The sequence below is a fragment of the Reichenbachiella sp. 5M10 genome (assembly GCF_002742335.1).
Lineage (GTDB): Bacteria > Bacteroidota > Bacteroidia > Cytophagales > Cyclobacteriaceae > Reichenbachiella.
Map to the genome: position 1 here is coordinate 2,461,864 of NZ_MDGR01000007.1, position 21,760 is coordinate 2,483,623.

Genomic DNA, 21,760 nt, shown 5'->3' on the forward strand with positions numbered 1-21,760 from the left:
GGTTTTCCTCTTTTTCTTGAAGCAGCTCTGTCGTACCGATTGATATCACTATGCAGCAGAGACGCGCACTTTTATGGCTCTTGATAGCACTGCCCCATACGCTATGGGCTCAGCAGGACTCGCTATGGCTCACTCCTGTAGATGTGACTGCCTCTCGTATGGAAACCTACTCTGCTGCGGACAAGACCGTGACCATCGACAGCACATACCTGACCCTCAATGACGGCAACTCTATCGCTATGCTCCTTTCCAAACTCGGACCACTCAATATACGATCTTATGGAATCGGTGGGTTGTCCACTGCCTCTTTGCGCGGCACAGGCAGCAATCAAACCGCCATACTTTGGGAAGGTATCAACCTACAGAGTCAAATGAACGGAAGTCTCGACCTCAATCTCGTACCAACCTTCATGATCGACAATATCTCTATTCAATACGGGGGAAGCTCCACTCTCAATGGCTCAGGAGCCATGGGAGGGTCTATCCAGATGAACAGCCAACCGTCTCGCTACAACACCCCCTTTTTCTTGTCCTTGCACGAGCAATTGGGCAGTTTTGGTTTGCAAAGTCACGGACTCAAAATCCAAACCTCTACTAACAAACTGAGCTACAGTATACGAGGATACTACAAACAGGCTGACAATGATTTTGACTTTTACAACCGCTTCACGCAAGTAGACGAAATCCAGCGCAACGCTCAGGTGAAGCAATACGGCCTACTCAGCTCCCTCTCTTACCGAATCACACCCAAGGGAGAACTGACCATCAAATATTGGCACCAAGACAATGACACCCATATCCCCAAAACTGCAGGTGCAGGTACCCCCTCCAATGCTGTCCAGTTTGACTCCTTCCACCGGGGAGTCCTCCGATACCAGCAAACGCTACATCCCACACTCAGGCTCTACTACCAGCTTGGGATACTGGATCATGCGCTGATTTACGACGACAAGATCAACACCTTGTCTCATAGCAGTTCGTTCTCCACTATCAACGAAGCACGACTAGACTACAACCCCACGCCCTATATCGCTTTGGAGCTAGGCATCAACCATACTTTCGAAAACGGACATTCGGACAGCTACGGCCAACTAGAAAACCGCCACCGTACGGCACTATTTCTCTCCACTCATCTTTCACTTTTATCCAAATTAGAACTCAATCTATCTGCTCGCCAAAGCATCATAGACGGGAAGACTGTACCCTTCTTGCCATCTATAGGACTATCCTATCCCGTTTCCTCATGGCTCGACCTCAAGTCCAAAGTCGCCAAGAGCTATCGTATCCCTACCTTCAACGACCTCTACTGGTCCGGATCAGGAGCCATCGGCAACCCCGATCTCGCCCCAGAAGAAGGCATGAGTTATGAAATCGGGTACCTTCTGCACAGCAATTCTACACCCAACCAAATACGCTATGAAGGGACTGTATTCTACAACCACATACAGGATTGGATCCAATGGAAGGAGGTTTCCAGTGTATGGACCCCTATCAATCTACAAGAAATCTGGACCTACGGCATAGAACAAAGTATCTCTGGAAGCTACCGCTTCTCCAGCACCTCACACCTATCTACTGGCGCCAACTATCAACTGACCATCGCTACCCCAAACAGTCCAAACCAGCTATGGACCAAGCCACAGCTCAGCTACACCCCCATGCATCAAGGCAACCTCTATCTCACCTACCACTGGCAGGCCTTTCATGCAGGCACCAATCTCGCCTATACAGGCAAACAGTACACAGATGAGGGCAACATTGAAATACGCGCACTGGACCCATACCTACTGATCGACCTCAACGCAGGCTATCAATTCCGTCTACAACAACACACCATTGCTCTCACAGCACAAGTCAAAAATTTATTCAACACCTCCTACGAGGTACGTCGGGCCTACCCTATGCCAGGCATCAATTATCAATTCAATCTAGTATATAAGTTCAATTAACATACCATATGAAAACAAATTCACTTTTTCACAACCTGCTCAAAGCCAGCTTCATTGCTTTCACATTCATATTTGCATCGTGTAGCGAAGATGACGGCTCTAAATTTACTCCGGGCCAAGATGGTTTCTACATCGTCAACGAAGGCGGTTTTGGTAATGGCAACACAAGTCTCTCGTTTTTCGACAAGGCTACATTGTCCGTGTCCAACAACGTGTTCGAAACGGTCACCGGCAAGCCACTAGGTGACCAAGCACAATCGATGACCATCTATGACAACAAAGGATACATCGTCGTACAAAATTCTGCCAAAATGGAAATCATCAGTACCGATGACAATTCCCTCCTAGCGACTATCAACGAAGGGCTTCCTTCCCCTCGCTATTTTATAGGAATAAACGCCAGCAAAGGTTATGTCTCTGACTGGGGAGCCGATGGCTCTACAGGCACGGTCAAAGTAATCGACCTCACGACTCATACAGTGACTAGCACCATCAGCGCAGGCGCAGGCACCAACCAAATGGTCAAGGTAGGACAGTACGTCTATGCTGCCAACAATGGTGGGTGGGGCTATGACAATACAGTCATCGTGATCGATACAGAGACTGACCAAATCGTCCAAACCCTCACTGTGGGTGACAACCCCTCCACTCTCGTCGTAGACGAAGAGGACGATGTATGGGTGACAGGGGCAGGCAAGACGGTCTACAATTCAGACTGGAGTATCGATTTAGAAAACTCTACACCGGCATTCCTCGCACAGATCGATACCGATGACAACACCCTAGATCTCAAAATCGAAGCTCCATCCGTGGGCATTGGCCCGGGCAGTCTCAACATTGACTCCAAAGGCAAAACACTCGTATTCAGATACGATGGCGGTATCAGTACCGTCTCAACAGACCTCAACGATGATACAGCTAGCGTGACGGACTTCACCGAAGTAATCGCAGATGACAACATCTCTGGACTAGCAGTAGATGCCTCAGACGATCAAATCATTGTGTGCATTTCACCCAACTACACCAATCCAGGCTCTATAAAGCGGTACGATTTTTCAGGATCATTCATCGATGAATACACTGTAGGCATCGGACCCAACGGAATCGCATACTAAACTCTAAACCAACCTGTAGGTACTCTGCAAAAAAGCAGAGTACCTTTACTCTTATGATTACCTATATCTCAGGAGGCGAACGATCAGGCAAGTCCCGCTTCGCGCAAAATTTGGCCCTTGCGGACAGTGACTATCCCTACTACTTGGCTACAGCCAAAAAGTGGGACGAAAACTTCGAAGAGCGCATCCAGCGCCATCGTCAAGATCGCAACGAACAATGGACTACCATCGAAGAGCAAATACACCTCAGTACTGTTCTACCAGACACAAGCACTGTCGTCATAGACTGTGTCACCCTATGGCTGACCAACCTATTCACAGCAAACCAGTACGACAGAGACTTGACCTTCGCCCAAGCGAGAGAGGAATACAACAAAATACGATCCTATGAGGGACACCTCATCATCATCTCCAATGAAATCGGAATGGGCCTTCATGCCGAATCAAAAATGGGACGAGATTTCGTAGAAATACAAGGATGGACCAACCAACTGATTGCTCAACAGGCAGACAGGGCCTATTTCATGGTCTCTGGACTACCGCTTACGCTCAAATAGACATGAAAAAATTTCAAATCAGTGCCCCAGACCAATCCCTCGCTGCACGCATCCAGCACAAAATAGACTTCAAGACCAAACCGGTCGGTTCACTCGGACAACTGGAGCGCATTGGCAAAAAAATCGCCTTGATCCAACAAAGCCTAGCGCCACAATTGCAAGCCCCTTCCATGCTGGTGTTCGCTGGTGATCATGGGCTCACCGAAGAAGGTATCAGCGCCTTCCCTCCAGAAGTCACCCACCAAATGGTCCTTAATTTCTTATCAGGTGGAGCAGCGATCAATGTCTTTTGTCTACAGCATGATATTCACCTTCAAGTCATCGATGCAGGAGTCAACCACACCTTCCCCTACCACCCTGACCTCATTGACCGAAAAATCGCCTTTGGTACTGCCAACAGCCTCCACCAAGAGGCAATTACTACCGAAGAACTAGACCAGGCCCTTTCCGCAGGTTCAAAACTAGTGGAAGGCCGCTACCGAACCGGATGCAACATCATGGGCTTTGGTGAGATGGGCATTGGCAATACCTCAGCAGCTAGCCTACTCATGGCCGCATTTACAGACTACCCACTCAGCGAATGCATCGGCAAGGGCACAGGAGTAGATTCTGCGGGACTACAACACAAAACCAAAGTCATCCACCAAGTGTTCGAAAAACATCAACCCAAAATCCATGACCCGCTGCACTTCTTTCGAAGTGTCGCAGGTCTCGAAATGGCCATGATGCTCGGTGCAATGCTACAAGCCGCCGAATACCGTATGACTCTCCTCATTGATGGCTTCATCGCTTCATCCGTCTATCTGACTGCTTGCCAACTATACCCTGAAATCTCAGGTTATGCACTCTGCTGTCATCAATCCAACGAACAAGGGCACCAGAAACTTCTCGATCACCTCGGGCAAGAAACCATCCTCCAACTCAACATGCGACTGGGTGAAGGAACTGGTTGTGCCCTCGCCTACCCAATCGTAGCTTCCAGTGTAGCGTTTCTACAAGACATGGCCAGTTTCGAGTCGGCCTCCATCTCTCAAAAATCATGATCAAGAAAGAGCTCCACACCTTCCTCACTGCGGTGATGTTTTACACCCGCATCCCCTGTCCCAAATGGGTGGATCACTCCGCTGATCAACTCAACCGAGCCACACGCTACTTTCCCCTCGTCGGGTGGATCGTGGGAGCCGTGACCGCTGCTGTATACTTAGGCGCGAGTTACGCAGTGCCTAGCAATATCGCTATCCTATTCTCCATGATTGCAGGCATTTTATTGACTGGTGCATTCCACGAAGATGGTTTTGCTGACGTCTGTGATGGATTTGGAGGAGGCTGGACCAAAGAAAAAATTCTCTCCATCATGAAGGACTCAGTCCTTGGAGCTTATGGAGTGATCGGTATCACGTTGTTGCTCCTACTCAAGTACCTCGCCCTTGTAGAAATCACCACACAGAGAGATACTCTCGATATAGTATTTGCTCTATGGCTAGGACATTCACTGAGTCGCACTACTTCGGTATGGGTCATCTATACAGGACAATACGTCCGCGAAAACGAAGATGCCAAGGCCAAACCGATCGCCAAACAAATGGGGCTTGGCAGCTTCGTCACTGCCAATATCCTAGGCATACTTCCTCTAGTTTTCTTTTGGAAAATAGAAATACTTGCCATAATGATCTCAGTGACTTTTGTTAAAATGTACTTTTCACGCTATTTCAACAAATGGATAGGTGGGTACACAGGAGATTGTCTGGGTGCAGTACAGCAAGTCGCTGAAGTCGTCATATATTTGAGTTTGATTGCCCTATGGAAATATATCTAGTACGACACACCACCCCGGACATCGGCAAAGACACTTGCTACGGACAGTCCAACGTCCCCCTTGCCAAAGGTTACCAAGCCGAAATGGCGCATACGTCTTCGCTATTGCCAGATACAATAGACCAGTGCTACACCAGTCCTCTTCTCCGCTGCAAAACATTAGCCTATGAACTTGCCGAACAAGTGGTCACCGACTCACGGCTTCTCGAGCTGAATTTTGGTGACTGGGAACTCAAACTCTGGGACCAAATCCAAAACGACCAACTCACTCTCTGGATGAAGAATTACGTTGACCATGGGCCACCCCAAGGTGAAAGTTATCAACAGCTCGCAGACCGTGTAACTCTGGCATGGAATGAAATCACCACCTCTCCTTACGAAACAGTCGTTCTCGTTTGTCACGCAGGAGTAATCCGAGCCCTACTCGCTCAGCTGCTCAACCTAGACCTACAGGATAGCTTTAAACTACAAGTAGACTATGGTAGCGTCACCAAAGTCACCCTCAATCAAAACCTAACCACTATCTGCTACACCAATCGACGATGAAAAAAACACGCATATCTGTAAGTTGGAGTGGAGGCAAAGACTCTGCCTACATGCTCTATCGCCTGCTAGCCGATCCTGAGTATATGGTCGTAGAACTACACACAGCCCTCTCCGTCCAAACTCACCGCGTTTCCATGCACGGCGTGTCGAAAGACCTCATTCAAGCGCAAGCCGATGCACTGGGCCTCCCTCTGGTCTTCCTATCCATACCGGCGGATCAAACCAATGCCAGCTACGAAAAAGTCCTCGCCAAGTACTACCACAGCCTCAAAAAAAAGAATATTTACCACATTGCTTCTGGCGATCTCTTCCTCCAAGACCTCAAAATCTATCGTGACAATCTCTTTGCGAATCATGACATGATAGGGGTATACCCGCTATGGCAGGAAAACACCTCTCAAATGATCCTTGATGTATTGAATCTCGGATTCAAAACCGTGCTGTGTTGCACCAAACAAGAACTCTTCCCTAGGAGTCTCTGTGGTCATGTACTCACGCATGACCTGATCGAAAACCTCCCTGACACAGTGGACCCATGTGGGGAAAATGGCGAATACCACTCTTTTGTATTCGATGGACCGATCTTTCAAAACACGATTTCCTATCAGGTACACGAGATCACCAATCACACGTATGAATATACCGTCGACGACCAAACCCAAACCACCCACTTTGAGTTCGCTGACCTTCGATTGGTTTTATAGCCTATTGCCCAATATCCATGTAGATTTTCTCTCATTGATCTCACTGATCTTCTGCACAATTAAGTAGCTACAATTTTTTCTTTTCTATAGAATCGCTATGTTTATGGCTTGTATAGGTATCATTCGTCGAGTATATCTTGGATGAGTACGCTTATATCCACCTTTCACCTAATTTTACACCCGTCGGTTACTATTGCTCAATGAGATAGATATACGGACACGACATAAAACCAAACCCTAATGTTTAAGAAATTCTGGCTAGACACCATTTACGCACTCGTATTCATCCTTGTTCTTGGACTTGCTGTCAACCAACTCTTTGCTTTCAAGGTCTTCGACATCTTTGATCCAATTGGAGATGCCTTTGCGGACATGGAGAGTACGGACATCGTTTTTTCTCAAATCAACGAAGATCAGCTTGCTGAAGAAAACATCATTATCGTCAACGTAGGCGACCTCAATAGAAAAGGCATTGCAGACCTAGTCAACATCATCAACATGGCCGAACCCGCTGTGATTGGCATGGATATGTTTTTTTACAACCTCAAAGAAGACACTCTAGGTGATATTGCCTTGGCACAGGCTTTTTCGCAGGTAGAAAATCTCGTAACAGTCAGCAAACTCCTCGAGCCCAATGAAAACAATGGGTTCGATTCATTGGCAACTTCCCACCCCTTGTTTAGTCAATTTGGAGAGACGGCTTTCGCCAACTTCATCACTGGTGCCGCTGATCAAGATGACATCAAAGTATGTCGCTCTTTTGCACCAAGAGAAGTGGTCAATGGAGAAAAAGAGTATGCCTTGTCCGTCAAGCTTGCCTCTTATCTAGACTCGGCCAAAACCAACCAATTTCTCGCAAGAGACAAAGATGTAGAGGTCATCAACTACAAAGGCAATATTTTTGACTATGGAGCTACCGAGTCCCCCATCACCTACTTCGCGCTCGACTGGTACCAAGTATACGAAGGGCAATTTGCTCCTGAATTGATCAAAGACAAATGTGTATTGTTCTGTTTCTTAGGCTCTGAGCTAGGAGATAGAAAAGCACTTGAAGACAAATATTTCACTCCTCTCAATGCTCACTATGCAGGCAAAGGACACGCAGACATGTTTGGAGGTGTCGTCCATGCCAATGCCATTTCAATGATATTGGAAGCCAACTACATTGATGAAATGAACGACAACCTAGAAGCTCTCATCGCCATCTTCTTGCTCTATCTCAACATCGTGCTGTTTGCTTTCATCTACCATACGATGCCCTCTTGGTATGATGGTTTGACAAAACTTATACAATTAATTGAAGCTTCTACGTTATTTAGTCTAGGATTGATCCTATTTACGGTCTACGATTACAAAATAGACACCACGTGGATGATTGTAGGTGTATTGATCGCAGGGGATGCCCTAGAAGTATATTTTGGAGTAGTCAAGAATCTTTTCACAAAAGAAGGGAGAAAGGATTTAACTCGAATAGGAAAACTATAAATTTGTAATTCATTAATATTTTATATCATGAGAACTAAACTAATATTTTCAACTCTTTTGATATTCTTTCTAGTCAACGTCAGCTATGGACAAGGTTTCGTCTTTCGCGTATTGGCTAGTAAGGGTGCCAATCAAGTAAAAAAGGGAGTAAACGGAGAGATTGTCCCTCTAAAAACTGGAGCGACATTGATGAGTGGTGACGAACTGATAGCGGCTGATGGAGCTTATATTGGACTCATGCACAAAACAGGTAGAACCATAGAAGTAAGGAACTCAGGCGTGACTAAAATCACGGATTTGGAATCCAAACTTGCTAAATCACAAAACGACGTAGCAAACAAATACGCACAGTTTGTGATGAATAAAATGAACGAAGGGGACGGTGATGTAAACCGAAACTATCGTCAAAACATGAAAGCTACAGGAGCTGTAGAGCGTGCTACATCAAGTAGTGCCCTCAAAGTCATGCTCCCGAGTTCAGTAGATATATTGAATCCTCAAGCCATCATTCGTTGGACCGAAGCTCCAGGAGTAGAAAACCCAGCTTATATAGTTAGTATCAAGAACATCTTTGACGAAGAAATCTTCAAAGCTGAGACACAAAAGACTAGCTTGGCAGTAGACTTTGATAACGAAAATCTAGCCAATGAGCGTTTGGTTATCTTGACAGTCAAAGTCAAAGAGCAGAGCGACATTGTATCTGGGGATTATGGGATCAAAAGAATCTCTGCAGACGATGCAGCAGCTATCAATGAAAACCTCGAAGAGTTGAGAGCAGAGATTTCGGATGATTCTCCACTCAACAAGCTGATCTTTGCTTCATTCTATGAAGAAAACAACTTGATTTTGGATGCAGTTACAGAATATGAAGAAGCCATCCAAGAAGCTCCAGAAGTAGATGACTTCAAAATGATCTATGACGATTTCTTAATCAAGAATGGTCTACAATAAGGACTTACAGAAAAATTAATGAATTTAACCGCATCTTCGGATGCGGTTTTTTTTGTCCTTAACTATAAGTAGTCTAATTTTAATAGCGAGCTAATCTCAAACAACACTCGTTTAAATTTCAACCACGATGAAAACACGCATCAGTATTCTATTCACCTGTATTGTACTTCTGTCGGCACAGTCTATGGCTCAGACGTTTGAGTTTCGCGTACTGGCCAACAAAGGGGCCAACAAGGTACAAACTACCAATACCACAGCTCCGGTATTTCTGCGTACAGGAATCAAATTGAATGAAGGTGATGCACTGATTGTAGGACAAAACCCCTACGTCGGTTTGATGCACAAATCTGGACAAACTGTAGAAGTAAAAGAACCTGGCAATATCACTATTGAGGATCTACAAGCAAAATTGACCAAATCAGACAACAGCGCTTCAAATCGCTATGCAAAATTTGTTCTCAACAAAGCAGATGCTACACAAGATGTGAATGGCAATCTAACTAGAGCAGTCCACAGAGCCAACAGTACCGCGATCGAATTGATGATTCCTCAGTCTGTGCAGGTGTACAACCCAGAAGCCACGCTACGTTGGAACTCCGTGGGTGACAGTGCCTACTACTTCATCACCATCAAGAACATTTTTGACGAAGAGATATTTACTGCTGAGACGGACAAAACATACCTCAGCATCAACTTCAATGATGAAAACTTAGCTGAAGAACAGCTGATCACAGTACAAGTGACCGTCAAAGGAAACGAAGAGCTATTCTCCCCAAGCTACGGAATTGAAAGACTACCTGTAGAAGATCAAATTGATCTTCAAGAAGAGCTTGATGCAATCAAAGCAGAAATCCCTTATGATTCTCCATTGAGCAAATTAATTCTTGCGTCGTTTTATGAAGAGCATGGTCTATTGCTAGATGCCATCACTCAATACGAGGAGATCATTGCAAACGACCCTGACGTAGAAGATTTTCAAGTATTGTACGGGGAATTTCTCATCAACAATGGATTGAGTCAACTGTAAGTTGACTCAGGCTACACTTGCCAAGAGATACAAAACAGCCATTCTCGTTGCTACACCATTTTCGACTTGATCCAAAATAATAGAGTGATGAGAATCAGCTACATCACTCGTCAATTCCACTCCCCTATTGATTGGACCTGGGTGCATGATGACAATTTCCTTGTTCAAACTATCCAAGAGCTGTTTATTCACCCCAAAATACAGTGAATACTCTCTCAAAGAAGGAAAATACTTGATTTGTTGTCTCTCCAATTGTATCCTCAATACATTGGCTATATCGCACCATTCTAAAGCTTGACGCACGTCTGAAACAACTTTGACACCAAAGGAAGAAATATACTTGGGCACCAGCGTAGCTGGCCCACAGATCATGACATTGGCACCTAGCTTCTGCAAAGCAAAGATATTGGACAGAGCCACTCGAGAATGAATGATATCTCCAATGATTGCGACATTCTTTCCCTCCAAATCTCCAACGCGTTCGCGCATCGAATAAGTATCCAACAAAGCTTGCGTGGGGTGCTCATGCGTCCCATCACCCGCATTGACAATGTTGGCATTGATGTGATTGGAAAGAAAGTGGGGCGCCCCTGGAGAGCTATGCCTCATCACGATCATATCTACTTTCATCGCTAAGATGTTGTTGACCGTATCGAGTAGCGTCTCTCCCTTTTTGACCGAACTACCCGATGCAGAAAAATTAATCACATCCGCAGAGAGTCGCTTTTCTGCCAATTCGAAAGACAATTTAGTCCGTGTAGAGTTCTCAAAGAAAACGTTGGCAATGGTAATGTCCCGCAGCGAAGGTACTTTCTTGATCGGTCGATTGATGACGTCCTTGAAATTGTCTGCAGTTTCGAATATCAATTGGATATCCTCTCTGGTCAAATCCTTGATACCCAATAAATGTTTGCTACTTAACTGACTCATGATTTAGATTTATCAATCAACCAAATTTTATCTTCTTTCTTGCCTTGTTCGGTGAGTTCCACCAATACCTTTTGTGAAAAAACCGTATTGACTTGCTTGCCAATATAATTGGCTTCTACTGGAATATGTCTACTATGAATCCGATCGATCAGGGCCAGAAACTCCACCTTGGCTGGACGTCCAAAGGCACTCATAGCATCCATGGCAGACTTGACTGACCTACCCGTATAGAGTACATCATCAATCAAAATCACGTTTTTATCCTCTATGATAAAGGGAATTTTCGTCTCGTTGGGAGTCAACGGTTCCTCGCGCCTTCTGAAATCATCTCGGTAAAAGGTAATATCCAAATACCCTATCTCAATAGGCTTTTGGATGATCTCTTCCAGCTTGGATTTTATTCTTTCGGCCAAATACACTCCTTTTGGCTGAAGGCCAATCAAAACTGTATTTTCAAAAGCTTGATGATTTTCAATAAGCTGATGACAAAGGCGGGAAATCGTGATACTTAAGTGTTTGTTATTAAGTAGGAGTCTTTTCTGCATGAGCTTATAATTAAGCAAATATAGAGAGACCTAAATCAGAATGAAAAGCATTTGTCCATAAGATTCAATTGACCTTTCATTTAATATCCTACCTTATTGATATAGAAGACCTTCCTATTCAATTTCACGCCATCATCGGATGGATTCTTAATTTTCTGCATACCATACGCATAAAAACACTTGCCATACCACCATTTGATACCTTCCATTCCAGAGATACTCTCCTTGACTTCATCACTCTCATATTTGAGTTTGATATCATTCATACTTTTCCCCTCGAGGACACTATCTCCTTGTATAATCTTTGTTTTCAAACTGTTGTCTGAGGAATACATCAGTACGATCTTGTTAGGATCCACTTTCACTTGCACGTTCTCAATCAACGGAAACACCTGCACATCGTTGATCTCAAAACTATTGTCCCAAATCACATCCCCCTCGGCACTAAAGCCCACCACGATGGCATGGGTATAGTTGTACCCGAGGAGTTTGGGTTGGGCATATGAGGGCTGTTGTCCATTTTGCACATAAGGATTAATCATACTCCCCTGCACACTTGTAGTACTAGAATACTTCGGTATATACGCTTCTCCTATCAATATAAACTCGTCTTCTCGTTGCACAATATCATGAACCATCAAGCGGTAGTTGAGATTCATATCCTTACCACTCCCCTTTCTTTTTTCAATTTTGCTTTTCATCCGCTGCTCCTGCTTGTCATTGAGGTAGCCGAAGAAATTGTCCAACTCTCCGTAGCTATGGAATTTGATGAACTCTTGCTCGCCATACACGAGCTTGGCGATGTAGATTCCTTTGGATATTTCCGAGTTTCGTGCCGAATAGGTCCCTGCCACATACTGAATCCCATAATCAAAATCTGTAGGTACTCCATCGATTAAGCTCTTCTCATACACGGTTTTGAGTGTGCTTGTATGCAACGATTTGCCTTGCTTAGAAAAAAGCTTGAGTGAAATAGTAACATCCCTTCCTTGGGATTTTTCATTGACTACCACCGTAAATATCCCCGCATCGTCGTTGATGAGGATATCTACTATTTCAGTTTTGTTGTTGTAGATCCCAGGCAGTACGGTTGGCTTGTTACTCTCCAATTCGTAAAACAGTACTACCGGACGATTGTTAGAATCTCCACCAAAAATCAAGGCCTGATCGATCACCTCGAAATGAGTCAAAGTGAGAGGGAGCACCGTATTGACATGAAAATCAGTGGCATGACCATTCTCTTTTTCTACCTTTATGACATAGAGTTCATCCAACTTATACTCTCCTTTCGAAAACAGCAAAAAGAAAGACTCTCCATTGAAATCGTGTCCCATAAAAGTCATCCCATACTTCACCGTGATGTTCACATGCCACTGTTCGACTAAAGCGGTATCCAGATAACTCAGCTCCCACACGAACCCTCCATCCGTACGTACGCTGGTCTCTTTCACGAGCATCAGTCCCTCTTCATCTGCCTTGACAATCTCCATGCTGACGTCAAAATTATTGACCTCATACTCCACCCGCTTGCTTTGCGACAAGAAAGACGAATCTTCCTCTGTTTGCTCTTGTGCCATCAACGAAAAAGACAGCAACAACCAACAACCTATCAAGCCACACTTTAGTTTGCTCATATTATTTACTTCCTAATGTAGAAATGACCTCAAACTCTTGAGGGGTCACAGGCTGTACAGAGAGTCGAGCATTGTGTACCAGCACCATCTGGGACAATCGCACATCGTTTTTGACAGTATCCAGCGAAACAGGCACATCCAATGCACGCTCTGGCACCAAATCCACCACCACCCATCGCTGATCATCAGTCGTCGGATCAGGATAGTGTTCCTTGACTACTTTTGCGATTCCGACGATGGATTTTTCTTTGACGCTGTGGTAAAACAACGCCAAATCCCCTCGTTGCATTTCCATCATATGTTTGCGCGCTGCATAATTACGTACCCCGTCCCAATGATCCCTTCCTCGTTTGACAAAGTCATCCCAAGAGTACGTGTTCGGTTCTGTTTTGATAAGCCAGTAATTCATCGTAGTACTTCCCTCATGATCTTGATCTCATGAAGTTGCTAAAAAAACAGCACATACAAAAATGATTCCTGGACAATAACCCTATTTGTTGGGGATGTATGTCAGTTGACACATCTTGTCACGATCCAGTATTTCGTTGGCTAGTTCTTGGAGCAGAACAGCACTCACAGAATCAATTTTAGCAAACACAGCATCTAAGGATTCAATCTTATTGAAATTCAGAATACTCTTGGCCATCATCAACATATAATTCTGGTTGTTTTCCTCTGAAATCGCCAATTGTCCCTTGATTTGGTCTTTGGCTGTCTGCAACTGTTTGACTCCCAAAAGGTCCATTTTGAGTCTTTCCATCTCTCGATATACGATCTCCAATGACTTTTTGACTTTGCTGGGTTCGGTCGCGTAAAAGAGTGAAAACATACCCGTATCGGAAAAAGCCTGAAAATTACTCTCTGCATGATAGACCAATCCATATTTTTCACGCAGTGACAAGTTGAGTTTGGAGGTCATGCTGTTGCCTCCCAGGATATTGTTGAGTACAAAAAATGGCACCCGATTGTCCGAGTAGATATTGAATGCGCGCGTACCTAAGCCAATGTGCGCTTGGGTGATGTCCCGAGACTCTGTCAATATTGAAGGGGCAAAACCATTGACACGCTGACGAACCCTAGGCTGACTGAGCATCGGGATTGCTTCTAGGTATTTTCTGACTGCTTTGAGCAATTGAGTCATCGAATAGCTACCCATCGAAGACAAAACAATACGAGAGGTATCCATATTATCTTGCAAGAACGTGTGAAAATCCTCCGTAGCAAAACGGTTGACACTCTCACGTGTCCCAAGAATATTCTCCCCCAAAGCATGCCCCTTAAACACCTGCTGATCCAACTGATCTTGAATGGCATCCTCTGGGTCATCGAGATACATCGACATCTCTTCGAGGATCACTTGACGTTCTTTGGTGATTTGCGCTTCAGGAAAAATCGAATTGAATGTAATATCAGTCAACAACTCCACAGACTTGTCGAGGTGCTTGTCCAAAATCGTCGCATAAAAACAGATCTTCTCCTTCGTGGTGTAGGCATTGAGTTCTCCCCCCAGTGATTCGAGACGATTGATGATGTGGTAAGCTCTCCGTTTGTTGGTCCCTTTAAACGCCATGTGCTCCCAGAAGTGCGCAATCCCTTCTTGCCCTGCTTTTTCATCCCTACTTCCTATGTCCAGCATGATCGCACAATGTGCCACCTTGGTGTGCGGTACCTGCTTGTGCACCACTCTTATTTTATTGGACAATTCTACCAGTTCGTACTCCACGTTGTTCCTACTTGATTTAAGGGGGCAAAATTAGCGAAATTTCGGTGGGACTAGATCATATTCTCCATATCATTAAGTCGATTTTCCATCCGAATCCACGCATTAAATCTTATTTTTACTTCCGCATTAAAACAACACTTCATACGATGAAATATCACCCGATAAATAAGGACCTATTCGTCAAAAACAGGGCGAAATTTAGCCAAAGGCTCAAACCAAATTCTGTCGCTATACTTAACTCTAGCGACATCATGCCTACCACAGCAGACGGTACGCTTCCTTTCAAACAAGACGCCAATCTCTTCTACCTATCCAGCATAGATCAAGAAGAGTCCATACTACTGATCGCTCCGGACTTTCCCAACGAATCGATGCGAGAGATACTCTTTCTACGTCGAACGAACGAAGATATAGCCATCTGGGAAGGTCATAAATACACCAAAGAAGAGGCCATTGAAGCTTCAGGTGTACAACACATTCTTTGGCTCGACTCCTTCGAAAGCACGCTCAACACCATCCTGGCAGAGACCGAAAACATCTATCTCGACAGCAATGAGCACATCCGAAATGCCTCCTCGGTAGAAACCCGAACGGCACGTTTCACCAAGTGGTGCAAGGCCGTCTATCCACTTCACCGCTACGAGCGCATTGCCCCTCTCTTGACTGACCTTCGATGCATCAAAGAACCCGAAGAAATCAAGCAAATCCAACACGCTTGTGACATCACTGAAAAAGGGTTTCGAAGAATATTGGAATTCACAAAACCTGGCGTCTGGGAATACGAAATCGAGGCTGAGTACATTTATGAGTTTTTGCGAAACCGTGCAACTGGATTTGGGTACGAACCCATCATCGCTTCTGGAGCCAACTCCTGTGTACTACACTATGTCGAAAACAACAAGCAATGCAAGGATGGTGATTTGATCCTCTTTGATGTAGGAGCCGAATATGCCAACTACAATGCAGACATGTCTCGTACAATCCCCGTGAATGGAAAATTCAGTAAACGACAAAAAGACATTTACAATGCCGTCCTACGTGTCAAAAATGCCGCTACGGAAATGCTAGTGCCGGGCAATGCCATCCCCGAATACCACAAAGAAGTCGGCAAACTCATGGAAAGCGAATTGATCGCATTGGGCCTACTCCGTAAATCCGATGTAGAAAAACAAGATCCAAACAACCCTGCGTACAAGAGGTATTTCATGCATGGCACGTCTCACCACCTCGGTATCAATGTCCACGATGTAGCAAGTATCTACAAGAAGTTCGAGCCAGGAATGGTCCTCACAGTAGAGCCAGGCATCTACGTCCGGGAAGAAGGCATCGGTGTTCGAATCGAGGACAACATCCTCATCACTGAAACTGGTCAAAAGAACCTGATGAAAAACATCCCTGTACATGCGGATGAGATCGAAAGTCTCATGAACAGCTAAGTACATACCTATGTATCATCGACAAGCAAAAAAAAGAGGGGGACAGTATACTGTCCCCCTCTTTTAACCATACAAACAAGTGCGTCACTTGCTCTAAAAATCCTTTCTCTTACAAGCCACTAACTTCTGCCTCACGGTGAATCTTCTTCACCAAGCCTTGCAATACTTTGCCCGGGCCACACTCTACGAACTGACTTGCTCCAGCGGCTACCATCTCTTGTACAGACTGTGTCCAGCGTACCGGTGCAGTCAATTGAGAGATCAAATTGCTCTTGATCTCAATGATATCGCTATGCGCTTTGGCGTCATAATTTTGATAGACAGGACATATCGGAGAACTAAAAGTAGTCGCTTCGATCGCAGCGGCCAACTCCTCACGAGCAGGCTCCATCAGCGGACTATGAAAGGCCCCTCCCACGGGCAATGGCAAGGCACGCTTAGCGCCTGCTTCCTTCATTTTTTCACACGCAGCAGCGATCCCTTCGTTGGTTCCAGAAATCACAAGTTGCCCTGGGCAATTGTAGTTGGCTGGTACGACTCCTTCTATTGACTCACATATCTCCTCTACCACTGCATCGTCTAGTCCGAGGATAGCCGCCATCGTCGACGGGTTCATCTCACAAGCCTTTTGCATCGCTAGTGCACGCTGAGACACCAGCTTCAAAGCATCCTCAAAACCTAGTGCCTTGTTGGCTACCAAAGCAGAAAACTCACCCAATGAGTGCCCCGCTACCATATCAGGCGCAAAATCATCATGAACCAAGGCAGTCACTGCAGAATGAATAAAAACAGCAGGCTGTGTCACTTTTGTTTCTTTCAATTCGTCCGCACTACCTTCAAACATCACTTTGGTAATATCGAAACCGAGAATTTCATTGGCAGTATCAAAATAAGATTTCGCTTGAGCGGAACTTTCATACAAGTCTTTGCCCATTCCCGAAAATTGAGCCCCCTGTCCAGGGAATACATATGCTTTCATTTACTTCTTGATTAATTTCAGAGCGCAAACTTACAGCAATTCACTCATTCTAAAAACCTCTCCCTATGGTTTGGCGGTGGCAGGATGCACGCATCCGCTTTGCCAAACCACTTGTAGCGATTTCGGGCAATGATGCCATACATACAATCGGTAAGTCCTCCAGGCAAAACCCCAAACACCTGCAGCCAAGACCAAGGCCTTCTAAGATATCCAGAAATACGAAGAGCCGCCTTGGATTTTGATTGGAGTTGTCCTGCAGACAGATACAAGATACTCTCCGCATAGTCTTTCGGATAACCGTACGCTTCGAGTATACGCACTCCTAGTGGGGACTGAAGCTGAGCAAACTTGAGTTGATCGTTCTTTTCGTGCTCTAGCACAAAATTCACGGAGCTATTGCAAAACTTGCAAACTCCGTCGTAGAGCAACACGTGATTCAATTGATCTATCTCAATATTTTGACCCACCCTTTGTAATTTTTCTTGGCATCATCTGGGTCCAACACATCAAAAACGACCTCCAACCCATAATAATACACTCCTGACTCTAATTCTCTCCCACTATCTGTCTTCCCATCCCAGTCGATAAGCGTCGCTCGTGTATCCTCTGGAGATTGGTCCTCCGAATCATACGTATACAGTACTCCGCCCGTTCGGTCAAAGACCGTAAACTTTACCTGCAACACAAAACGTGGACAATCGGCATTGGAGAAGCCAGAGATCCCTCCCCCTCCTCCTTCGCTCGTACCTTGGTCACTCGCCATCTTCTCATCATAAAATGGCGTAAAATAATCATTGAACCCGTCTCCATTTGGAGTAAATGTATTCGGCATTTTGATGAATGGACAGTTGTCACGGCATATTCGTTCACTCCGCGCACTGACATTGCCCGACCGATCCACTGCAGCAATTTGATAGCAGCCCTTAAATGAGGACAAACTATCATGTAGATACTGCATCCCTTGAACATTGTCTAGAAATGGCAATGAATCCACATCATCCGTAGAGGAGAAATAAATATTGTAACTGCTGATGTCATTGTCACAAGACGAAGCGCCATCTTGGTCCCACTCCAGCAGATTGAAAAAAGTATCGTACCCACAGCCTCTTGTCGATAAGAAAGTCGCACAATCAAAATCTGGATCGAATGAAAAATCTACCGGTGTACATGGAGGAATGGTATCGTTCGGCTGGGCTGACAAGATCTGTGACTTATTGAGCAAGGGGTCATAGCTGCTCAACGAAGGGTTGCCATAAGTACCCTTAGTCTCCACATAGTAGCTGTACACTGTCTCATCACTGAGGGCTACACCATTGTGCGATCCATCATCTACATACGTAAATCCCTCCTCTGTCACCTTAGCCGAATCAATGAGAATCAATTGATCCGGGAAGAAATCGTCAACATTGTCTCTCCATACGCGATGATAGGGCAAAGAATCCATGACATTGGACCAAGGCACGATGGCCGACCACTTGAGAGTGATACTTTGAACCTCTGAGAGCGCATCCAAACGAACCGAGGACGCTGGAAACGAAAAGTCAATGTACGTACCGTCACTTTGATAGACATGAATGAGGTAATGATAGGATAAGTTCTCTGTATCCAAGCCCGTATCTGTGAGCTCAAGATCAGGAATATTGTGCGCAATCGTATCACCACTCAGCATCCCTGACTTCCCTTCAAATCGCACCACATCGTAAGTATAAGGTCCTGGAAACAATACAGGGTCCAGGTCAAAGGGTTCTTCCCATCTCACATAGATTTTACCGGTCGTTTCACTCGTCTCGATTACATCTACGTTGAGTGTGACTGGTGCCTCCACTCCTATTTGGGCACAGGCCTCGTTGGAGGCGTAGCTTTCTCCCCCCTCTGGCGGAGGAAACTTCATCACCAATCGGTAGCAATAGTTGGCACCAGGAGCCAACCCTAATCCATCGTCACCATCGATATAGCTTGTTAGATTTTTGACCGTTTGGGTACTATCTTCTAGTACTTTGATGAGTTCATATCCTGCATTAGCGGGTAATCCTACCACACAATCATCCGGCATGAAATCGTAGCTATCCACACGTCTCCAGATCTCTACTTGATGTGCATCCCCACAATTGTATGTATCCCAGTTGAGTTCGATCCGTCTACCAGATAACTTCGTAGTAGTCAACCCCGTCGGGGCTGGAGCCACGACGCGAATCGACCAAGTTTTAAAATCCACCAATTTCGCCCCTAGAGGTGGTTGATCCTTGGCTTTGATCTGTATCTCGTAGGGTCTCTCACGTATGTGTGCACATTCTGTCTGCCATCGAAAATCAATGCTCGCAGGCACTGCCTGGACAGTAGGCGGCTGGGGCGTGTAGGTTGCGGGGCTGATCGCCCATTCAAACGGACCACCAAATGCCTCCATGATCACATTGTCACCATCTGGATCCGTTGCTACGATTGTCTCTACTATCAACTCCCCCGCTTCGACACATAACTCCATGGGCTGGATGATTTCTGGTGGTTTGTTGTCTGTCTCTTCGATGATGATCTGCATGTCTCGTGTCACTGCACCAAGATTGAACCATTGTCCTTCGTACTCTCGCCATTCCTTGACCACAAAAGCGATGTTGTACTCCCCTTTCGTCCCCGGCGCATCCCACTCCAAATTGCCATTGATCGAATCAATCTTAAACGTCGGCGGACCATCCCCTTCTTGATTCCCTTCCAAATAATTACTATAAAAGGAAGGATCATTTGGGTCTTTGTAATCGTTGACCGGTCGGTCAAAAAACTGCTGCGGAACAACCATGTGGTAGGACAAGCTGTCTCCATCTGGATCATAGGCACCCGGGTTGTGTAAGAAGATGGCCCCTTCGGCTCCTTTATCCACAGGAGGAATCAAAAACACGGGAGTGTCATTTCTCCCAAAAAGTGGATCTATCAGCAACTCGGTCTGTATGTAAAAAGGAGTGTCCACCGAATTGGACATGTTGACTACTCCAGCATTTCTATTTTGTTCGTTGTAGCGAATGGTATACCGGCCAGCTCCTTGAAATGTATGCACAATCGTAAAAACATTGTAAGCCACTTCGTCCTCCAACACAATGGTACGATTGCTCTCCGAATGCTCCATGAGATTGAGCACTACCCCGTCCCCGAAATCTATGTCTCCTCCACCAAACACCACATTGGATCCAGTATCTGTATATCCAATCACAGAAAAACGATACGTCAACGTAGAAGTAGATATTCGCTCAGCGATGATTTCCCCTGCTCGAATGTGCGTAGCAAATGTCCCTCTACTGAGCAACAGCAATATCCCGAGGCTAACAATTGATTGAATCTTGAGGTATTTGTTCATTCCCAACACGGATTTTTGGTGCACATCTGACAGGGTTCTATTCGGACAGTATCCATTCCTTCAAATATACACGGATTGAATATCAAATATAAGTGGATTGATTCGTCTAGGATTCAGAATCTATGCAAAATGTAACAATTCGACTTCTTAATCTTCTACCTACGGGAATTGTCAAAACTTATATCCCTGACAAACAAGACACTGCATTCGATACGCCTATTTATACCCAATCTAAATACCCCTTCTGATTGTCAGATTAGCCCCCCGAATATATCTTTACACAAATTACTTATTCAAATATCAAAAACTAAATCATGAGTTGGTTTACACAATCGATTTCCAGCACGGTAGGCAAAAAATTGCTGATGTCGTTGACTGGATTATTTCTAATTCTTTTCCTGGTGATTCACCTCGCAGGAAACCTACAGTTGCTCGCTGGTGATGGAGGCAAAGCCTTTAACATGTATGCGTACAACATGGCGCACAATCCGTTGATCAAGTTCGTCTCGTATGGAAACTTCTTTTTCATACTGGTACACATCATCGATGGGATCATCCTGACCAGACAAAACAAGTCTGCCAGGAAAGTAAAGTATGCTGTCAGTACCCAAGATTCCAAAAGTAGCTGGGCCTCTAAAAACATGGCACTCCTCGGAATCATCATTTTGGTCTTTATCATCGCTCACCTCGCAGGCTTTTGGTACAAGTTCAAAAACGGTTCGTTGGCAGACGTAGTGTACGATGGCGTCACTTACCCCAACGGGTACGAAGTGATCTCGTTCGCGTTTTCACAACCGCTCTACGTAGGTTTCTATGTCATTTGCATGGTCTTCTTAGGCTTTCACTTGTCACACGGGTTTTCTAGTGCGTTTCAGACTTTGGGTTTGAATCACAAGAAATACACCCCTTTCATCAAAAAACTCGGCGTGCTCTACTCTATTTTGGTAGCCGCTGGTTTCGCAATCATTCCGATTGTCATGTACCTGAAAGGATAATTTAAAGAATTAAGAAAACTAAGAAA

The 21,760-nt window shown here is 45.1% G+C and carries 20 protein-coding genes; 12 read left to right on the plus strand and 8 right to left on the minus strand.

The window, feature by feature from the left end; genetic code table 11:
- Positions 1–50 precede the first annotated feature (50 nt).
- From BFP72_RS09865 to BFP72_RS09910, 10 genes are all read left to right on the plus strand, one after another.
- Positions 51–1,949, plus strand: coding sequence for a TonB-dependent siderophore receptor (locus BFP72_RS09865; protein ID WP_099598976.1), 1,899 nt, complete (start codon positions 51–53; stop codon positions 1,947–1,949).
- A gap of 8 nt (positions 1,950–1,957) precedes the next feature.
- Positions 1,958–3,064: a DUF5074 domain-containing protein gene (locus tag BFP72_RS09870; protein ID WP_099598977.1), complete on the plus strand. Its 1,107-nt coding sequence runs from the start codon at positions 1,958–1,960 to the stop codon at positions 3,062–3,064.
- Positions 3,065–3,117: 53 nt separating this feature from the next.
- Positions 3,118–3,621, plus strand: coding sequence for a bifunctional adenosylcobinamide kinase/adenosylcobinamide-phosphate guanylyltransferase (locus BFP72_RS09875; RefSeq protein WP_099598978.1), 504 nt, complete (start codon positions 3,118–3,120; stop codon positions 3,619–3,621).
- 2 nt (positions 3,622–3,623) lie between these two features.
- Complete coding sequence (gene cobT, locus BFP72_RS09880) at positions 3,624–4,664, plus strand: nicotinate-nucleotide--dimethylbenzimidazole phosphoribosyltransferase (protein ID WP_099598979.1); 1,041 nt, start codon at positions 3,624–3,626, stop codon at positions 4,662–4,664.
- Positions 4,661–5,437 (plus strand): adenosylcobinamide-GDP ribazoletransferase, encoded by a 777-nt coding sequence (locus tag BFP72_RS09885; protein ID WP_221406502.1) that lies wholly within the window; start codon positions 4,661–4,663, stop codon positions 5,435–5,437. The genes cobT and BFP72_RS09885 overlap by 4 nt, the downstream gene beginning before the upstream one ends.
- Positions 5,422–5,982 carry an alpha-ribazole phosphatase gene (cobC, locus tag BFP72_RS09890; protein ID WP_099598980.1) on the plus strand — a complete coding sequence of 187 codons (561 nt, stop codon included), beginning with the start codon at positions 5,422–5,424 and terminating at the stop codon, positions 5,980–5,982. Before BFP72_RS09885 ends, cobC begins: the two co-directional genes overlap by 16 nt.
- Positions 5,979–6,686: an ATP-binding protein gene (locus BFP72_RS09895; RefSeq protein WP_099598981.1), complete on the plus strand. Its 708-nt coding sequence runs from the start codon at positions 5,979–5,981 to the stop codon at positions 6,684–6,686. Before cobC ends, BFP72_RS09895 begins: the two co-directional genes overlap by 4 nt.
- A gap of 240 nt (positions 6,687–6,926) precedes the next feature.
- Positions 6,927–8,171, plus strand: a complete 1,245-nt coding sequence (locus tag BFP72_RS09900; RefSeq protein ID WP_099598982.1) for a CHASE2 domain-containing protein — start codon at positions 6,927–6,929, stop codon at positions 8,169–8,171.
- 27 nt (positions 8,172–8,198) lie between these two features.
- Entirely contained in the window at positions 8,199–9,122 is a 924-nt protein-coding gene (locus tag BFP72_RS09905; RefSeq protein ID WP_143520020.1) for a hypothetical protein, read from the plus strand.
- Between the two features lie 127 nt (positions 9,123–9,249).
- The gene (locus BFP72_RS09910) at positions 9,250–10,149 is read left to right on the plus strand and encodes a hypothetical protein (RefSeq protein ID WP_143520021.1); all 900 of its coding nucleotides are present in this window, start codon (positions 9,250–9,252) and stop codon (positions 10,147–10,149) included.
- A 6-nt stretch (positions 10,150–10,155) separates the two neighbouring features.
- Here BFP72_RS09910 and BFP72_RS09915 read toward each other — a convergent pair whose 3' ends face one another.
- From BFP72_RS09915 to BFP72_RS09935, 5 genes are all read right to left on the minus strand, one after another.
- The gene (locus BFP72_RS09915; protein ID WP_099598985.1) at positions 10,156–11,079 is read right to left on the minus strand and encodes an aspartate carbamoyltransferase catalytic subunit; all 924 of its coding nucleotides are present in this window, start codon (positions 11,077–11,079) and stop codon (positions 10,156–10,158) included.
- Entirely contained in the window at positions 11,076–11,624 is a 549-nt protein-coding gene (gene pyrR, locus BFP72_RS09920; RefSeq protein WP_099598986.1) for a bifunctional pyr operon transcriptional regulator/uracil phosphoribosyltransferase PyrR, read from the minus strand. Before pyrR ends, BFP72_RS09915 begins: the two co-directional genes overlap by 4 nt.
- A gap of 80 nt (positions 11,625–11,704) precedes the next feature.
- Positions 11,705–13,258: a hypothetical protein gene (locus BFP72_RS09925; protein ID WP_099598987.1), complete on the minus strand. Its 1,554-nt coding sequence runs from the start codon at positions 13,256–13,258 to the stop codon at positions 11,705–11,707.
- A 1-nt stretch (position 13,259) separates the two neighbouring features.
- Positions 13,260–13,667 carry an EVE domain-containing protein gene (locus tag BFP72_RS09930; RefSeq protein WP_099598988.1) on the minus strand — a complete coding sequence of 136 codons (408 nt, stop codon included), beginning with the start codon at positions 13,665–13,667 and terminating at the stop codon, positions 13,260–13,262.
- A gap of 81 nt (positions 13,668–13,748) precedes the next feature.
- A complete protein-coding gene (locus BFP72_RS09935; RefSeq protein ID WP_099598989.1) occupies positions 13,749–14,981 on the minus strand; it encodes a pitrilysin family protein in 1,233 nt (410 codons plus the stop codon).
- Positions 14,982–15,127: 146 nt separating this feature from the next.
- On the opposite strand from BFP72_RS09935, the gene BFP72_RS09940 reads away from it, so the two are divergent.
- Entirely contained in the window at positions 15,128–16,417 is a 1,290-nt protein-coding gene (locus tag BFP72_RS09940) for an aminopeptidase P family protein (RefSeq protein ID WP_099598990.1), read from the plus strand.
- Between the two features lie 109 nt (positions 16,418–16,526).
- On the opposite strand, the gene fabD is transcribed toward BFP72_RS09940, so the two are convergent.
- From fabD to BFP72_RS09955, 3 genes are read right to left on the minus strand one after another with little or no spacing between them, the layout of a single operon-like run.
- The gene (gene fabD / locus BFP72_RS09945) at positions 16,527–17,396 is read right to left on the minus strand and encodes an ACP S-malonyltransferase (RefSeq protein ID WP_099598991.1); all 870 of its coding nucleotides are present in this window, start codon (positions 17,394–17,396) and stop codon (positions 16,527–16,529) included.
- A 44-nt stretch (positions 17,397–17,440) separates the two neighbouring features.
- The gene (locus BFP72_RS09950; RefSeq protein WP_099598992.1) at positions 17,441–17,863 is read right to left on the minus strand and encodes a thiol-disulfide oxidoreductase DCC family protein; all 423 of its coding nucleotides are present in this window, start codon (positions 17,861–17,863) and stop codon (positions 17,441–17,443) included.
- Positions 17,842–20,739, minus strand: coding sequence for a gliding motility-associated C-terminal domain-containing protein (locus BFP72_RS09955; RefSeq protein ID WP_099598993.1), 2,898 nt, complete (start codon positions 20,737–20,739; stop codon positions 17,842–17,844). The genes BFP72_RS09950 and BFP72_RS09955 overlap by 22 nt, the downstream gene beginning before the upstream one ends.
- Positions 20,740–21,053: 314 nt before the next feature.
- Here BFP72_RS09955 and BFP72_RS09960 point away from each other — a divergent pair, with 314 nt between their 5' ends.
- On the plus strand, positions 21,054–21,734 hold the full coding sequence (locus tag BFP72_RS09960; protein ID WP_099598994.1) for a succinate dehydrogenase cytochrome b subunit: 681 nt from the start codon (positions 21,054–21,056) through the stop codon (positions 21,732–21,734).
- Positions 21,735–21,760 lie beyond the last annotated feature (26 nt).

Bases quoted from the DNA above. Each gene is read 5' to 3' on its own strand.
- BFP72_RS09910 (WP_143520021.1), top strand. From the start codon at position 9,250: ATGAAAACACGCATCAGTATTCTATTCACCTGTATTGTACTTCTGTCG.
- BFP72_RS09870 (WP_099598977.1), top strand. From the start codon at position 1,958: ATGAAAACAAATTCACTTTTTCACAACCTGCTCAAAGCCAGCTTCATT.
- BFP72_RS09905 (WP_143520020.1), top strand. From the start codon at position 8,199: ATGAGAACTAAACTAATATTTTCAACTCTTTTGATATTCTTTCTAGTC.
- BFP72_RS09885 (WP_221406502.1), top strand. From the start codon at position 4,661: ATGATCAAGAAAGAGCTCCACACCTTCCTCACTGCGGTGATGTTTTAC.
- BFP72_RS09900 (WP_099598982.1), top strand. From the start codon at position 6,927: ATGTTTAAGAAATTCTGGCTAGACACCATTTACGCACTCGTATTCATC.
- BFP72_RS09865 (WP_099598976.1), top strand. From the start codon at position 51: ATGCAGCAGAGACGCGCACTTTTATGGCTCTTGATAGCACTGCCCCAT.
- BFP72_RS09925 (WP_099598987.1), bottom strand. From the start codon at position 13,258: ATGAGCAAACTAAAGTGTGGCTTGATAGGTTGTTGGTTGTTGCTGTCT.
- BFP72_RS09875 (WP_099598978.1), top strand. From the start codon at position 3,118: ATGATTACCTATATCTCAGGAGGCGAACGATCAGGCAAGTCCCGCTTC.
- BFP72_RS09940 (WP_099598990.1), top strand. From the start codon at position 15,128: ATGAAATATCACCCGATAAATAAGGACCTATTCGTCAAAAACAGGGCG.
- BFP72_RS09930 (WP_099598988.1), bottom strand. From the start codon at position 13,667: ATGAATTACTGGCTTATCAAAACAGAACCGAACACGTACTCTTGGGAT.
- BFP72_RS09915 (WP_099598985.1), bottom strand. From the start codon at position 11,079: ATGAGTCAGTTAAGTAGCAAACATTTATTGGGTATCAAGGATTTGACC.
- BFP72_RS09895 (WP_099598981.1), top strand. From the start codon at position 5,979: ATGAAAAAAACACGCATATCTGTAAGTTGGAGTGGAGGCAAAGACTCT.
- BFP72_RS09960 (WP_099598994.1), top strand. From the start codon at position 21,054: ATGAGTTGGTTTACACAATCGATTTCCAGCACGGTAGGCAAAAAATTG.
- cobT (WP_099598979.1), top strand. From the start codon at position 3,624: ATGAAAAAATTTCAAATCAGTGCCCCAGACCAATCCCTCGCTGCACGC.
- pyrR (WP_099598986.1), bottom strand. From the start codon at position 11,624: ATGCAGAAAAGACTCCTACTTAATAACAAACACTTAAGTATCACGATT.
- BFP72_RS09955 (WP_099598993.1), bottom strand. From the start codon at position 20,739: ATGAACAAATACCTCAAGATTCAATCAATTGTTAGCCTCGGGATATTG.
- cobC (WP_099598980.1), top strand. From the start codon at position 5,422: ATGGAAATATATCTAGTACGACACACCACCCCGGACATCGGCAAAGAC.
- fabD (WP_099598991.1), bottom strand. From the start codon at position 17,396: ATGAAAGCATATGTATTCCCTGGACAGGGGGCTCAATTTTCGGGAATG.